This window comes from Melghirimyces thermohalophilus (assembly GCF_900102685.1).
In the GTDB taxonomy this organism is placed as follows: domain Bacteria; phylum Bacillota; class Bacilli; order Thermoactinomycetales; family DSM-45169; genus Melghirimyces; species Melghirimyces thermohalophilus.
Genome location: NZ_FMZA01000001.1, coordinates 227347 through 242602 on the forward strand (window position 1 = coordinate 227347; position 15256 = coordinate 242602).

The following is a 15256-nucleotide window of genomic DNA, read 5'->3' on the forward strand; positions in this document are numbered from 1 at the left end:
AAACATGAGCTTTTCTGCTCACGACCGGAAGCGCCTATTGGAAGAGATGCAGGGAGAAAAACTGGATCTATTGGTGATCGGCGGAGGCATCACCGGGGCAGGGATCGCCTGGGATGCCGTATCCCGCGGTTTGACCGTGGGCCTAGTGGAAAAACAGGATTACGCCGGTGGAACCAGCAGTCGCTCGACGAAACTGATCCACGGGGGGCTCAGGTATCTCAAACAGTTTGAAATCAATTTGGTTAAAGAGGTGGGACGGGAGCGGGCGCTCCTTTACGAACGAGCTCCCCATCTCGTGTTGCCGCGGCCGATGATGCTCCCGATTTATGAAGGGGGAACCTACGGGAGGCTGGCTTCTTCCGTCGGTCTTTACATCTACGATCGGCTGGCCGGAGTCAAAAAAGAAGAACGGCGGAAGATGTTGTCTCGAGAAGAAACACTGAAAAAAGAGCCTCTGCTGCGGGAAAGAGGCCTGAAGGGGTCCGGTCTGTATGTGGAGTATCGAACCGATGATGCCCGCTTAACCTTGGAAGTGATGAAGACGGCCGCCTCCATGGGGGCGAAAACCGTCAACTACGCCCAAGCGGAAACCTTCTTGTACGAAAATGGGCGAGTGGTCGGCGCTTCAGTCAAAGATCGGGTCAGCGGAGACACCTATCAAATTCGGGCCCGTGAGGTGGTGAATGCCGCCGGCCCCTGGGTGGATCAGCTTCGCAAGCAGGATGGCTCCCTCTCAGGTAAACGTCTCCACCTGACCAAAGGGGTGCACCTGGTTGTCTCAGCGGAACGGTTCCCGGTAAAACAGCCGATTTACTTTGACGTTCCCGACGGTCGGATGGTCTTTGCCATTCCCCGGGGTCGCGTCACTTATATCGGAACCACGGACACCGATTATGACGGCTCCATCGATACACCAGAAATGACCACTCGAGATCGGGATTATCTGTTGCGGGGAGTCAACGATGTTTTCCCTGAAGTTAATCTGAAAGCGGAAGATGTGGAGTCCGGCTGGGCAGGCCTTCGCCCCCTGATTCACGAGGAAGGAAAAAGTCCATCCGAACTTTCCCGTAAAGATGAGATCTTTGATTCCCAGACGGGCCTGATCACCATCGCCGGCGGTAAATTGACCGGCTTCCGCAAAATGGCGGAACGGGTGGTGGATGTGGTTAACCGGCGTCTGGACAAAGCTGGCGTCCATTCCTTTACCCCTTGCCGAACGGATCAGCTCCCGATCACCGGCGGGGATGACCTGGGTGGAGACGGATTTGTCCAGTTCAAGGAAAAATGGGTGAAACAACTGAAAGAGGGCGGCTTGACCGAGGAACGAGCCGAAGAATTGGTCCATCTGTATGGTGTTCATGTGGAAAAAGTCTGGGATCGGGCGGGCCACTCTGAGGATAAGCTGTTGCAAGCCCAGGTGGAATATGCCGTAGAAGAGGAGATGGCGGTCTCCGCCGTCGATTTCCTGATCCGCCGTACAGGGGACGTCTATTTCCGCCGGGATCGAGCCCTGGGAACGGCACCTGACGTGATCAAAACGATGGGCGAACAGCTAGGTTGGGACAAGGAGAAAGAAAAAGAAGAGAAGGTAAAACTGGAACAGGAGATGAGCCGTACCCATCCCCAACCGGCTGATCAATAAACGAGTACACAGCTCCGGAGGGTTTATCCCCTTCGGAGCTGTATTTTTTTATGGTCCGGGGGACATAGTAAAAACGTGTTGTGGAGCGTGAAATCACGGCAGATCGCAGTTTCCCCGGAAGGAGAGGATACACATTGGATTTATTTCGAAAAAAAAGCATTGAAGAACTGATCCGTGTCAGCAAACGGGGCCGGGTTCTCAGTAAAGATTTAACCGCCTGGGATCTCACCTTGCTGGGAATCGGTGCGGTGATTGGGACAGGCATCTTCGTTTTAACCGGAACCGGTGCGGTGACAGCCGGTCCTGGATTGGTTCTCTCTTTTGTGATCGCCGGGGTGGCTGCAGCCCTCTCGGCGCTTTCCTACTCCGAATTCGCCTCCATGGTCCCGGTTTCCGGGTCCGTTTATACATACACCTACGCCACCCTAGGCGAAATTATCGCCTGGTTGGTCGGGTGGAATCTGATCCTGGAATATTTGTTGGTCACCAGTACGGTATCCGTCGGTTGGTCGGGATATTTTCAATCGCTGCTGAAGGGCGTCACCGGTCTCGAACTACCGGCGGCGTTAACAGCAGCGCCGGGTGGAGAGGGGAGCCTCTTCAATCTGCCAGCCTTCTTGGTCGTGATCTTGATCACGTTTCTTCTGGCCCGGGGGATCACGGAATCGAAACGGGTCAATAATATCATGGTCGTGATCAAGACATTGGTGATCATCCTGTTCATCGTTGTAGGAATCAACTATGTCCGTCCGGAAAATTGGCATCCGTTCTTTCCTTTCGGTACAACAGGTGTCTTCAACGCCGGCGCTCTGGTCTTTTTCGCTTTTGTCGGCTTCGATGCCGTAGCCGCTGCAGCTGAAGAGACCAAAAACCCGGGTCGGGATCTGCCCCGGGGAATCATCTATTCTTTGGGCATCTGTACCCTTTTGTACGTGATTGTTTCAGCGGTTATGACCGGGATCGTCCCCTACGCCAAATTTGAAGGAGTCGACCATCCGGTTTCGCTGGCCCTTTCCTATGCCGGTCTGGATTGGATGGCGGGGATCGTCAATCTCGGAGCGATCCTGGGGATGACCACCGTCATGTTGGTGATGCTTTACGGGCAGACGCGAATCTTTTTTTCCATGTCCCGGGACGGATTATTACCCGAATTTTTGTCTTCGGTGCATCCACGGTTTCAGACGCCCTTCGGTGCCACCTGGTTTTTGGGGATTATCGCCGCTCTGATCGGCGGCCTTTTGCCCCTTGAACGTTTGGCGGAGCTGGTCAATATCGGGACATTAACCGCTTTTACCTTTGTCTCTGTCGGCGTCTTGGTCCTTCGGAAAACGGAGCCGGAGCTGAAGCGTCCTTTTAAAGTTCCGTTTACCCCCTGGATTCCCTTGCTGGCGATTTTGATGAACCTGTTTCTCATGTCCCGTTTGGATACCATCACCTGGACCGCCTTTCTGATCTGGGTTATCATCGGCGTGTTGATCTACTTCACTTTCTCCCGGCGCCATTCCAATCTCAACCAGGAACATTAAAAACCCCCGGCCGCTTGGGGGGGTCTGTGCAATAGATCAGGATGCGATCGATTTTTTTTCGTCATCGGGTATCAGCCGGATTCGTGTTAACCATTGACTGATTCGGTCGCCCATGGGGAGGAGTCGCAGCTCTTCCGCGCCCACGGTACGTGTCAACAGGAGGGTGACGGCGTAGGTACATGCCCCCAGGATGATTAATACCAACACCAGGGCTGCATTTAGCAGCCGGTCCATGCCCGGATCGAGAAGCCGGCCCATTCCGTACTGGCCGAGCACCAGTAAAGTGGTCATGATTGCGACGCAAAAAGCCGGCTTGATAACAAGATCCCGGTAAGGCAGCTTTACTCCTGTCTTCCGGATGACCGAACGAAGATTGAGATAACAGACGGAACCATAGGCCAAAACCATACTCAGGGCGGAACCGGCGATGCCGAGTATCGGGATGAACAAAAAGTTGCTGATCACTTTGACCACGACTCCGACGCCCAAGTGGAAAACTGGCAATTTATTGTGCCCCAAACCCTGGAGAATTCCAGAGTTGGTGACGGCCATGGTGCTGAAAATCGTGGAACAAGCTAGGATGGCGATCACATGCGCACTGATCTCCACCACGGTCGGAGATTGGTTGTGATACATCATAATCGTGATCGGTTTGGCCAATACCGCCAGACCTGCCGCACATGGCCACCCGGAGACCACCGTGAACATCCAGGCTCTGCTCACATTTCGCTCCACCGATTTTGTTTCCTTGCGCTTGACGTGGGCAGCAATCGCGGGCACCAGCGCCAAGGTGAGGGCTGAGGAAACAGTGGCGATCAGATTGACAAAGGGTTCTCCCCGCCCGTAGATGCCGAACCGTTTTTCCGATTCCAGTAAGGACAAGTCTAACCCCCATTGAAGGAGCTGGGGAACGGTTATGGAATCCAAAAGCTGGATCAAGGGCAGTACCAAGCTCCCGATGGAGATCGGTAGAGCAAATTTTAAAATTTGTGCCGATATAGGAAAAAAACGGTCCCGATGAGCCGCTGCCCGTATGGCGGTGCTTGGGACGGGACGGGATCGGCGGTCGGAGATGATATAGATCCCCATCACGATCATACCGGCAACGGCACCGGTCACAGCACCTAAAGTGGCTCCGGCGGCCAAGGTTTCTGTGCTGACTTCCCATTTCGCCATCCAATAGGTGACGGCCACCATGGTGGTAACCCTCAAGAATTGCTCTACGACCTGGGAAAGAGCGGTGGGAAGCATCTCTTGATGTCCCTGAAAGTAGCCCCGGTTGGCGGCCATCATGGGAACCACCAACAAAGCGAAGGAAAGCACTTTTAAAGAGGCTTCGGTATGGGCGCTGTTCAACATGGCCCGGGAGATAAAACCGGACCCGAAGTACAAGAGGCAAAAGCCAATCATCCCCGTTAAGGACAGGATCACGGTGGACACCCGTTGGATCCGCCTTGCCCCTGCATAATCGCCGACAGATAGGCGTTCAGAAACAAACTTGGATACCGTGATCGGCACCCCGGCTGTAGCCAACATTAGCAAAATGGAGTAGAAAGGAAATGATTGCCTGTAGACTCCCATCGCCTGGTCGCCGGCGATGTTTTGAAAAGGAATCCAGAACACCAATCCGAGAAACTTGGTAAACAGAGTAGCCAGACTAAGAATAATCGTTCCTTTAACGAGTAGCCCCGATTTACCGGACATATATAAAACAACATCCTTTGATGGAAAGATTTTTGTTCTTATTCTACCAGTTTGTCTGTTCCCCGCCTAGCAGGGTTGTGATGAAGGCAGCAGGTTTGATTCATATTGATCGGTGAGCCCCCGATGGCCCAGTAAAAAGGGTTGGAACACCCGGCCAACCCTTTTTACTTGAGGGGGCGGTTCAAATCCTATAAAATAAACACATGATGAACGAACATAACATCCGCAGTATGACAGGATATGGTCGGGGCATGTCGGAAGCCGGCGGCATCCGTTTGGTCGCGGAGATCCGTTCCGTCAACCACCGGTTCTTGGAATGGGCGATTCGGCTGCCCTCCGGTTGGGCTTCGTTGGAAGACCGAGTGAAAAAAACGGTCGCCAGTGTGGTTCGGCGCGGTCGAATAGATGTCACCGTCCTCCTGGAGGGAAAAGAGGTCGCCGAAAAGAAGCTGACAGTCAATTGGGAAGCGGCCCGCTCCCTTGCGGATGCTGCCGGCCGATTACAGGAGCAGCTAGGAGTGGAAGGGACCTTTTCCTTGTCTGACCTTTTGCATCATCCCGAGGTGATCCAGGTGGAGGAGACGAAGCTGGACCCGGAGGAATGGGAGGCCCCCCTCATTCAAGCGGTGGAGGAGGCGACCCATGCCCTGCTGGAAATGAGACAACGGGAAGGCGCCGCGTTGGCGGAGGATCTCTCCAATCGCATAAAGTTACTGCGCGGGTACGTTAAGGGAATGGCCCAACGTTCTCCACATGTGGTCGCAGAATACCGCAGCCGGTTGGAGGAGAAGATCCGGGATGTGTTGGACGGTACCGATCCAGACCCTGACCGACTCTTGACAGAAGCGGCGGTCTTTGCGGATAAATCGGATATCCAAGAGGAGTTAACCCGGATGTCCAGTCATCTGGACCAATTTTCCTCAGCCCTTACTCGACAGGAGCCGGTGGGCAGGCGGCTGGACTTTCTCATCCAGGAAATGAACCGCGAGATCAACACCATCGGTTCCAAAGCCAATGATGCACGGATTGCCGAGCTTGTAGTTGATTGCAAGAGTGAGCTGGAAAAAATGAGAGAACAAGTGCAAAATATTGAGTAAACAGGTTATAATGAGTTGAATATGGATGTGATGCTCCTTATATGAGTTTGTTTTGATTGAGGGTAGGTAATCTTTTCTGTAGATAACCTTTTCCTCAAAAATGAACAGGTCCAAAAGGGGCAGTAACAGACCTAATGGTTTGAGGGGGTACCCCAGGTTGAGCATTAAGCTGATCAATATCGGTTTTGGCAATATTGTATCTGCCAATCGGATTATTTCTATCATCAGTCCCGATTCAGCTCCGATCAAGCGGATCATCCAGGAAGCCAGAGATAGGGGCGTATTGATCGATGCTACTTACGGCCGCCGGACTAGGGCGGTCATCATCACAGACAGCGATCATGTGATTCTGTCTGCTGTCCAACCGGAGACAGTGGCCCATCGGCTGGCAAGCAAAGATTCCTCTGATGAAATGGAAAATTAGAAAGGGAGCGTTATGGGTATTCAAAAGAGCGGAAAGGGGCTTTTAATCGTCTTGTCCGGTCCGTCGGGAGCAGGAAAGGGAACCGTTTGCTCCGCACTCCGGCGGCAGGCGCCTGAGGTGGTGTATTCCGTATCGGCGACTACCCGCCAACCTCGGGAAGGGGAAGTAGACGGGATCAACTATTTTTTTAAGTCCAAAGAAGAATTCAAGCGGATGATTGAAGAGGGAGAACTCCTGGAGTGGGCCCGGTATGTGGACAACTATTACGGCACCCCCCGTCGGTTTGTTGAAGATCGCCTGGCGGAAGGAAAAAATGTGCTGCTGGAAATTGAGGTGCAAGGCGCCCGTCAGGTGAAAGAGCACTTTCCGGAAGGGGTGTTCATTTTTCTTCTCCCCCCGTCGATGAAGGAGCTTTATGCCCGGATTCGCGGACGGGGTACGGAGTCGGAGGAAGTGGTGGAAGACCGGATGACAGCGGCGCGTAAGGAGCTTGACCAGGTCCACCAGTATGACTACGTCGTGGTCAATGATGAAGTGGCAAAGGCCTGCCAACGCATCCGTTCCATCATGATGGCGGAACAATCGAGACGGGAACGGATCTTTCGAGAACAACCTGATTGGCTGGAGGGATTTTAAATTATGCTGCATCCATCGATCGATAAGTTGATGTCTAAGGCGGACAGCAAGTATACACTGGTCATCTTGGCTGCCAAGAGGGGCCGTCAGCTGCTAAACGGGGCTACTCCCCACCTGGAACCCCGTTCCAACAAAAACGTGGGAATCGCTCTGGAAGAGATCGCAGAGGGCCACCTGGTTCCACCTGAAGAAGTCGGGCCGAAAAAATAACAACCGCTCGGGTTGTTATTTTTTGTCGGAAAGGAGGGGGAGAATTGAAAGGAAAGCGAATCGTCCTCGGTGTGACCGGAGGAATCGCCGCTTACAAAGCGGCAGGATTGGTCAGCCAATGGACACAGCGCGGGGCGGATGTGCGAGTGATTATGACCCAGTCTGCCACCCGCTTTATCACCCCGCTGACATTTCAAACGCTTTCCCGCAACCATGTCGCTATCGACACCTTTGATGAACAGGATCCAGCGGTGGTAAACCACATCGACCTGGCAGACCATGCCGATCTGTTTGTGATTGCACCGGCTACAGCCAACATCATAGGGAAGATCGCGCACGGTTTGGGAGACGATATGTTGAGTACGACGGTTTTGGCGACCCAAGCTCCGGTGCTGTTTGCACCGGCGATGAATGTGCATATGTATGAACATCCCATCGTTCGCGACAACATCCACCATCTGATGCAGAAGGGCTTTCGCTTCGTCGACCCGGCTTCAGGGCAGTTGGCTTGCGGGTATGTCGGCAAAGGACGATTGGCGGATCCCGAAGCGATCACGGCGGCTGTGGAGGAGATTTTACAGGAGGCTCCCGGAGCGCTTCGAGGAAAGCGCGTGGTGGTCACCGCAGGGCCGACCCGGGAACCGCTGGACCCGGTCCGGTATCTGACCAACCGCTCCTCCGGAAAAATGGGTTACGCCCTCGCCGAAGCCGCTGTACGCGCCGGAGCCGAAACGGTGCTCGTCAGCGGACCTGTGGGGCTGACGGTCCCAGCTGGGGTCCGGAGAGTGGATGTCACCACGGCGGAGGAGATGTTTGAAGCGGTGATGAAGGAATTGCCATCCTCAGACATTGTTATCAAGGCAGCGGCGGTGGCTGACTACACCCCGATGCAAAAGGCGAATCGGAAAATCAAAAAGTCAGGGGACCAAATGGCTCTGGAACTGAAAAAGACTCGGGACATCGCTGAGGAAGTGGGGAAGCGGAAAGACGGGCAATTTTTGGTCGGATTTGCCGCGGAAACCGATCATGTATCGGATCACGCCATCGATAAGTTGCATCGCAAGCGGATGGATCTCGTGGTGGCCAACGATGTTTCGCAAGCCGGAGCGGGCTTTGACGGGGAAACCAATATCGTCACTGTCTATGATGATCAAGGGGAGGTGCTTCGCCTGCCCCAGATGAGCAAGACTGAGGTGGCGCGGCGACTGATGGGCCTGATCGGAGAACGGGTTCGATGAACGATGAACGTATCGCGTCAGTGATCGTGGATGTGGCGGCGGAAGGGACGGATAAGCCCTTTGATTACCGCATTCCGGAGGAACTGGCGCAGGAGGTCGAGATCGGGAGCCGGGTCCGGGTTCCCTTCGGCCCTCGAAAGTTGATGGGTTACGTGGTGGACTTTCCGGAAACCTCGGAGAGTCGACGGCTGAAATCGATCGTGGATGTGATGGATCTGACGCCACCACTTACCCCGGAACTGGTAGAACTGGCCCGATGGATGGCCAAGGTGTACCTGGCTCCGTTGATCACGGTGCTCCATGCGATGGTTCCCGCTGTGTTGAAGGGGAGATACCGTAGATTTCTCCGCCCGGCTCCTGGTTTCACCGAAGGTTCTTGGATCGCCGGCGGTGAAGCCGTTCTGGCCCAGGTTCTGCGGGAGCGGGAAGAGATCCCTTTTGATGAAGCGTTGCAGTTGGAGGGAGTGAGCCGTCCCCTTCTCCGTCAGTTGGTGGAACGAGGCGAGCTTCAGGTGGAGGAGCGGGTGGGAGACCGGGTCACGCGCAAAAAGCGGACGTGGCTGTCGCCTGCCGCCTCCCCGGATGAGCTGTGCCAAGTAGCGGAAAAGCTGCCTAAAAACGCCGTACGTCAACAGGAGGTGCTGCGTTTTTTTGCCGACTGGCAAAAAGAGCTGACCCAGAAAGACCTTCTCTCCCGATTGGGGGTATCCAAATCCACAGTGGATCGGCTGGTAGAACAAGGGCTGATCCACCGGGAAGAACGGGAGGAACTGCGGGATCCCTTTGCAGGACGCAGCTTTGAGAAGACCCAGCCCCTGCCGCTCACCCCGGAGCAGGATAAAGTGTTCCAAAACCTGGTGCAAGTCCTGCGTCAGCGACGGCATGAAACGGTGCTGCTCCAAGGCGTAACCGGAAGCGGAAAGACAGAAATCTACTTGCAGGCGATCACGGAAACGCTGGCTACCGGACGGCAAGCGATCGTACTGGTACCGGAGATTTCCTTAACTCCTCAGATGGTCAAGCGGTTTAAAGGCCGCTTTGGCGGGCAGGTGGCCGTCCTCCACAGCGGCCTTTCCAGTGGCGAACGGTATGATGAGTGGCGCAAAATCCGGTCTGGGGAAGTGAGTGTCGCGATCGGAGCCCGTTCCGCCATCTTTGCCCCTTTTCCTGAGCTGGGTCTCGTTGTCATCGATGAAGAACATGAAAGCTCTTATAAACAAGATGAACAACCCCGTTATCACGCACGGGAAGTGGCCCGCTGGCGCTGCGCTCGACAGGGAGCGGTGCTGGTGATGGGAACCGCCACCCCGTCTGTGGAAAGCTACTATGAGGCAAAGCTGGGACGTTACCGATTGGAGCAGTTGACCGAGCGGGTGCACGGGCGTCCCTTTCCGCCGGTAGATGTGGTCGATATGCGGGATGAACTGCGAGCGGGCAACCGGTCCATCTTCAGCCGTTCCCTGAAAGAGGCGTTAACCGCTTGCGTGGAGCGGGGAGAACAAGCGGTTCTCTTTCTCAACCGACGAGGTTTTTCTACCTTTGTTCTCTGTCGGGAGTGCGGGGAATCCGTGCAATGTCCTCATTGTGATATATCCCTGACTTATCACCGAACCAACCGGACGCTTCGTTGTCATTATTGCGGTTACGCACAAAAAGTTCCCCGGGAATGCCCCTTTTGCAGCAGTACTTACATCCGGTATTTCGGTACGGGTACACAGCGGGTGGAAGAAGAGCTGGCCCGAACGATGCCGGGGATCCGGGTGATCCGTATGGATGTGGATACAACCGGGCGCAAAGGTGCCCATGAACGGCTCCTTTCCGCTTTCAGTGCCGGCAAAGCCGATGTCCTTTTAGGAACGCAGATGATCGCCAAGGGACTCGATTTTCCCAATGTGACTCTGGTCGGAGTGATCGCTGCCGACACGATGCTCAACCTGCCGGAGTTCCGGGCGGCGGAACGAACCTTTCATCTGCTGACCCAAGTTAGCGGCCGGGCCGGGCGCCATGAGAAACCGGGCCGGGTGGTGGTGCAAACCTATGCCCCGGAGCATTACAGCATCCGCATGGCAGCGGCGAATGAGGTGGAATCTTTTTACCGACAGGAGTGCCTGATGCGGAAACAGCTGCGTTACCCTCCTTTTTGTCGACTGTTTACGCTGTTGTTGAGTCACCCGGACCGCAGGGCGCTCATGCAGGCGGGCACCCGTGCGATGAAATGGCTGAGTCCCTTACTGCCGGAGGGGGGCGAACTCTTGGGTCCGGTTCCGGCGCCCATTCCCCGGATCAAAGACCGCTATCGGATGCAAATGATGCTCAAATACGGGGAACCGGATGATCCAAGTCGTCTCATTCAGGGATTGCGAGGGTTAAAATCGGCATTCAAAGACCCCGATCTGCGGATTGGAATTGACCGAGACGGTGTCTCCTTGCCCGTCGACGGGGATGGATAAGATAAAGGAGGTCGAGCAATGGCCATTCGAAAGATTGTGTTGGTGCCGGATCCTATTCTGAAAGAGAAAGCAAAACCGGTCACCAAGTTTAATTCGCGTCTTCATAAATTGTTGGACGACATGGCAGAGACGATGTATGACGCTCCTGGAGTCGGCCTGGCCGCCCCCCAGGTGGGGATCCCGAAACGGGTGTTGGTAGTCGATGACGGAAACGGATTGATCGAAGCGGTCAACCCCGAACTATTTAACAAAAAAGGGGAGAGTATCAACCCGCCGGAAGGGTGTCTCAGTATTCCGGGGTTGCTCGGGGAGGTCCGTCGCGCGGAACAGGTGACGATGAAAGCTCAGGATCGGGACGGAAACCCCTTTGAAATCGAAGCGGAGGGGTATCTGGCCCGGATTTTACAACATGAAACCGACCACTTAAACGGAGTGCTGTTTACCGATATCGCGGAGCGGGTTTTTGAGGCTCCGCAGTCGGAGGAGGAGGACTAACTCGTGGCTGCACAAGCTCGTATCGTATTTATGGGCACGCCTGACTTTGCCGTCCCCTCGCTAAAGACCCTGGTTGAAGAAGGATATGAGGTCCTCTCCGTGGTCACCCAGCCGGACCGACCCCGGGGAAGAAAGCGGGTGATGACCCCGCCTCCAGTGAAGGAAGTCGCCCAGGAGCTGGGGATTCCGGTTTTTCAACCGGAGAAACTGAGAAAGCCGGAAAACGTGCAACAGGTCGTTGACCTGAACCCCGATCTGATTGTGACAGCGGCCTATGGCCAGATCTTGCCCCGGGAGGTTTTGGAGGTTCCCCGTTACGGTTGTATCAACGTGCATGCTTCCCTCTTGCCCAAATACCGGGGGGGTGCGCCGATCCACCATGCCCTGATCCGGGGAGAGAAGAAGACGGGCGTGACGATCATGTACATGGTGGAAGCCCTGGATGCCGGGGACATGCTGGCTCAGCAGGCGATCCCCATCGAGCGGGACGATGATGTGAGCAGCCTGCACGACAAGCTGGCCCGGGTGGGAGCAGAGCTCCTAGCTAAGACGGTGCCTCCTCTGTTGAAGGGGGAGATCGAAGCGACTCCCCAGGAGGAGGATCAGGTGACCTTCGCTCCCAACATTCGGCGGGAGGATGAACGGATCGACTGGAACCGCCATCCTGAAGAGTTGTTTAACCAGGTTCGGGGGTTATCCCCCTGGCCGGTCGCCTATACTCAGTGGAAGGGAAAGCCCTTGAAGATCTGGCGGGCGGAACCGGTCTCCCTTGCCGAACCCGCCGCCCCAGGAACGGTGGTCCAGGTGTCGGAGGACGGCGTGGTTGTAGCGGCAAAGGGCGGGGGACTGCGCCTGTTAGAGCTGCAACCAGCAGGGAAAAAACGGATGACGGCGGAACAATTTGCCCGGGGGCGCAACATGGAGCCCGGCGAGGTATTGGGGGAATCTTAGATGGCGGTCCGGAAGACGGTCCGGGAAGTGGCATTAGACGTACTGGTGGCAGTGGAGGAGCGGGAGGCCTACAGCAATCTACTCCTGGACCACGCCTTGAAGGAGAGCGGGCTATCCGCTCGGGATCGGGGGTTGGCCACAGAACTGGTATATGGAACGATCCAGCGCAGGCTCACCCTGGACTGGATCTTAAACGATCTGGTGAAAAAGGGTGTGTCTTCCTTAGCCCCCTGGGTTCGGCAACTCCTTCGCATGGGTGTATATCAACTCCGTTATTTGGACCGGATTCCGGACCGTGCCGTCGTCCACGAGACGGTTAGCATCGCTAAGAAACGGGGTCACCGGGGAATTTCGGGTTTGGCCAACGGCGTGCTCCGTTCTTATCAGCGGCGGAGGCGGGAGTGGCAGCTACCCGCCCAGCCGGAGACCCACCGCGAATTGGCTTTGGTCACTTCCCACCCGGAATGGCTGGTCCGGCGATTGAGCGGGGTGTACGGCATGGAGGAGACGAAAGCCATGCTGGAGGCGAACAATCGCCCCCCCCGCTCATCGGTGCGGATCAACCTCCTCAAAGGGGACCGGGAAGAAGTGGCCGAGCGGATCCGACAAAAGATGCCTGCGGTTGCCGTGGAGCCATCCGCTGTCTCGGTTCAAGGTCTGGTTCTGTCCGGCGGCGGGAACCCTGCCGCCTCTACACTGTTTCGGGAAGGTTGGTATACCGTTCAGGATGAAAGTTCGATGCTGGTGTCGGAAATCCTCGATCCGCAGCCAGGGGAACGGGTGCTGGACGGTTGTGCGGCTCCAGGGGGGAAAACCGGTCACCTGGCCGAGCGGATGGCTGATGAGGGGGTACTGGTATCCTGCGATATCCATTCTCACAAGGTGGATCAGATCCAAGATCAGGTTCGACGGCTGGGACTTACCATCGTGGAACCGCGGCGGACGGATATGCGGGAGCTGGTTGGAAGCGAAAAACCCTTTGACCGCGTGTTATTGGATGCCCCCTGTTCCGGCTTAGGCGTCATTCGCCGAAAGCCGGATATCAAGTGGTCCAAGGAGCCTCGAGAAATCGAGGCGCTCACCGATCTGCAAAAGCAGCTTTTGGATGCCGCCGCCAAGCTCGTCTCCCCCGGCGGCATCCTGGTATACAGCACCTGTACCTTGGAGCCTGAAGAAAACAGCCGGCAGGTAGAAGCCTTTTTGGACGGACACCCGGACTTCTACCCTGATATAACGCTTGAGGAGCGACTGCCCGAAATCGTTCGGGAACAGGCGATCCTCGGGGAGGGATGGGTGCAAATCCTGCCCCATCACTTTGACAGTGACGGCTTTTTTATCGCTCGATTGAAAAAGAGCTGATCCAGTGTCCCTACGAGAATATGGATCTTATATAGAAAGGGAGACGGTCGTGTACCACTTCAGTGACTTTTGCATCACAAGCACCCCGGGTCTGACCTAGCGGTAAAACTCATTACCAAGACGACTCAGCCCCTGCTCAAGGCAGGATCATTGACGGGACATTCTACACTTTGATGCAGACCCGGAACAAGGTGCCCCGGTGAGACTTGTGCCCTACGGGTGCAACGGAACTTGGGGGTACACGCCCTCTCTACAGACAGCGTAGATTGAGTAAGAGTGTACATGAAGAATAAGTCTCCATTTTCAAAAATGAACACCTAAAAATAGATAGCGGGTCCGCAAGGTGGTTGGGAAGCGTGGTCGAGGTCAACTTTGAAACCCCTCCAAAGACGGTGAGTACGATCCCATGGATATTTTCTTTCAGATCATCATCGAAAAGCCTTGGTTCGCTTACGCCCTGGTCGGGTTTGGAGGCCTATTGGGGGCGATTATTCTGTGGCGAGCCAAAAGCGGCGACAGCGTTTCCTTTCTCGGTCTCAATCTGCAATCTGACACCAAACTGATCGCTTTGGAAGAACAGCTAAAAGAGATCAAAGAGGACAATAAACAAAACCGGTATGTGATTCAATCTATCAGTACCCTGGCCAGTGAAGTATCGCGCATCTTGTCCCAGCCGGATCAGGAATTTGAGGACCAGCGACGGCATGTTTACAATTATTTTTTATCTTCATTGTTGGCGACGATGTCTGGAAAAAAGGGGAACAATCCCAAGGTATGTATCTTTGTCGATGCCGGGGACGGTACATTGAAGGTTCATGAAGCGGCGGCCCACAGTCCTGACGGAATGCGGAAGTTGCGGCTATCCATCGCTGATTCTGCCGCCGGCCACACCTACCGAACCGGCGAGATCTTCTTCTCCGGCGAAATTCACACACCGGGCAGCCGTTTTCGGACCCATCCCAAAGCCCAGTCCACCTATCATTCCCTCATCTGCGTCCCGATCCGAACTGGGGATGAGATCCTCGGCGTCCTCAGTGTCACCGGAGATGAAAAACGTTCCTACACTGACGATGAAAAAGCTTACCTCAACGCTTTTGCCCACGTCCTTTCCCCCCTGCTAAACCTGGAGCTGAGTAAGGAAAAACAATCGGTGGGTTCGTAAAAACCCCCTTTCCTCTTGATGATGTGCACCCCTTAAAGTAGACACAGGAAAAACCCCCTGTGAACGGAACTACTTTTAAGGGGTGTTTTCATGGCGAAAAAAGGACAGAAGTTCAGGCATTATCCCTTTTCACTGAAGATGCAAGCCGTTCAAATGAGACTGCAGGGTGTAACCAAACGGGAGGTAGCCGAAAGGTTGGGGATCCATGACGTGAGCCGCTTGAAGGTCTGGTTGCGTCAATATAAGTTAAAAGGATCCGAAGGGCTACAAGACCGCCGGGGAGGGCGAAAGAGGCCACTGCAAAAGGATGAATATGTCCGTCAGCTGGAATTGGAGAACGATGTCTTAAAAAAGTGGTTGGA

General features: G+C 55.0%; 14 protein-coding genes. 13 read left to right on the forward strand and 1 reads right to left on the reverse strand.

The window, feature by feature from the left end; all coding sequences use genetic code 11:
- Positions 1-4: 4 nt before the first annotated feature.
- Complete coding sequence (locus BLP91_RS01220; RefSeq protein ID WP_091565711.1) at positions 5-1642, forward strand: glycerol-3-phosphate dehydrogenase/oxidase; 1638 nt, start codon at positions 5-7, stop codon at positions 1640-1642.
- Positions 1643-1776: 134 nt separating this feature from the next.
- Entirely contained in the window at positions 1777-3168 is a 1392-nt protein-coding gene (gene bcaP / locus BLP91_RS01225; protein WP_091565713.1) for a branched-chain amino acid transporter BcaP, read from the forward strand.
- Between the two features lie 36 nt (positions 3169-3204).
- Here the strand turns inward: bcaP and BLP91_RS01230 are convergent, their stop codons facing one another.
- Positions 3205-4872, reverse strand: coding sequence for a putative polysaccharide biosynthesis protein (locus BLP91_RS01230; RefSeq protein WP_091565716.1), 1668 nt, complete (start codon positions 4870-4872; stop codon positions 3205-3207).
- Positions 4873-5078: 206 nt separating this feature from the next.
- Between BLP91_RS01230 and BLP91_RS01235 the strand changes: the two genes are divergently transcribed.
- From BLP91_RS01235 to BLP91_RS01285, 11 genes are all read left to right on the forward strand, one after another.
- A complete protein-coding gene (locus tag BLP91_RS01235) occupies positions 5079-5969 on the forward strand; it encodes a YicC/YloC family endoribonuclease (protein ID WP_176757744.1) in 891 nt (296 codons plus the stop codon).
- 157 nt (positions 5970-6126) lie between these two features.
- A complete protein-coding gene (gene remA / locus BLP91_RS01240; RefSeq protein WP_091565721.1) occupies positions 6127-6393 on the forward strand; it encodes an extracellular matrix/biofilm regulator RemA in 267 nt (88 codons plus the stop codon).
- 12 nt (positions 6394-6405) lie between these two features.
- The gene (gene gmk, locus BLP91_RS01245) at positions 6406-7029 is read left to right on the forward strand and encodes a guanylate kinase (RefSeq protein WP_091565724.1); all 624 of its coding nucleotides are present in this window, start codon (positions 6406-6408) and stop codon (positions 7027-7029) included.
- Between the two features lie 3 nt (positions 7030-7032).
- Positions 7033-7239, forward strand: coding sequence for a DNA-directed RNA polymerase subunit omega (gene rpoZ, locus BLP91_RS01250; RefSeq protein ID WP_091565727.1), 207 nt, complete (start codon positions 7033-7035; stop codon positions 7237-7239).
- Positions 7240-7283: 44 nt separating this feature from the next.
- Entirely contained in the window at positions 7284-8477 is a 1194-nt protein-coding gene (coaBC, locus tag BLP91_RS01255; protein ID WP_091565729.1) for a bifunctional phosphopantothenoylcysteine decarboxylase/phosphopantothenate--cysteine ligase CoaBC, read from the forward strand.
- Positions 8474-10927, forward strand: coding sequence for a primosomal protein N' (gene priA, locus BLP91_RS01260; protein WP_091565732.1), 2454 nt, complete (start codon positions 8474-8476; stop codon positions 10925-10927). Before coaBC ends, priA begins: the two co-directional genes overlap by 4 nt.
- Before the next feature lie 18 nt (positions 10928-10945).
- Complete coding sequence (gene def, locus BLP91_RS01265) at positions 10946-11422, forward strand: peptide deformylase (RefSeq protein ID WP_091565734.1); 477 nt, start codon at positions 10946-10948, stop codon at positions 11420-11422.
- A gap of 30 nt (positions 11423-11452) precedes the next feature.
- A complete protein-coding gene (fmt, locus tag BLP91_RS01270; RefSeq protein ID WP_091565817.1) occupies positions 11453-12373 on the forward strand; it encodes a methionyl-tRNA formyltransferase in 921 nt (306 codons plus the stop codon).
- The gene (gene rsmB, locus BLP91_RS01275) at positions 12374-13732 is read left to right on the forward strand and encodes a 16S rRNA (cytosine(967)-C(5))-methyltransferase RsmB (protein ID WP_091565736.1); all 1359 of its coding nucleotides are present in this window, start codon (positions 12374-12376) and stop codon (positions 13730-13732) included.
- Positions 13733-14138: 406 nt separating this feature from the next.
- Entirely contained in the window at positions 14139-14894 is a 756-nt protein-coding gene (locus tag BLP91_RS01280; protein ID WP_091565737.1) for a GAF domain-containing protein, read from the forward strand.
- 90 nt (positions 14895-14984) lie between these two features.
- Positions 14985-15256 (forward strand): helix-turn-helix domain-containing protein (locus BLP91_RS01285; protein WP_091565740.1); only part of this gene is annotated, 272 nt, incomplete at its 3' end.

Coding starts and splice junctions, on each gene's coding strand:
- BLP91_RS01230 (WP_091565716.1), bottom strand. CDS start 4,872: ATGTCCGGTAAATCGGGGCTACTCGTTAAAGGAACGATTATTCTTAGT.
- BLP91_RS01235 (WP_176757744.1), top strand. CDS start 5,079: ATGAACGAACATAACATCCGCAGTATGACAGGATATGGTCGGGGCATG.
- def (WP_091565734.1), top strand. CDS start 10,946: ATGGCCATTCGAAAGATTGTGTTGGTGCCGGATCCTATTCTGAAAGAG.
- rsmB (WP_091565736.1), top strand. CDS start 12,374: ATGGCGGTCCGGAAGACGGTCCGGGAAGTGGCATTAGACGTACTGGTG.
- priA (WP_091565732.1), top strand. CDS start 8,474: ATGAACGATGAACGTATCGCGTCAGTGATCGTGGATGTGGCGGCGGAA.
- fmt (WP_091565817.1), top strand. CDS start 11,453: ATGGGCACGCCTGACTTTGCCGTCCCCTCGCTAAAGACCCTGGTTGAA.
- rpoZ (WP_091565727.1), top strand. CDS start 7,033: ATGCTGCATCCATCGATCGATAAGTTGATGTCTAAGGCGGACAGCAAG.
- BLP91_RS01220 (WP_091565711.1), top strand. CDS start 5: ATGAGCTTTTCTGCTCACGACCGGAAGCGCCTATTGGAAGAGATGCAG.
- BLP91_RS01280 (WP_091565737.1), top strand. CDS start 14,139: ATGGATATTTTCTTTCAGATCATCATCGAAAAGCCTTGGTTCGCTTAC.
- gmk (WP_091565724.1), top strand. CDS start 6,406: ATGGGTATTCAAAAGAGCGGAAAGGGGCTTTTAATCGTCTTGTCCGGT.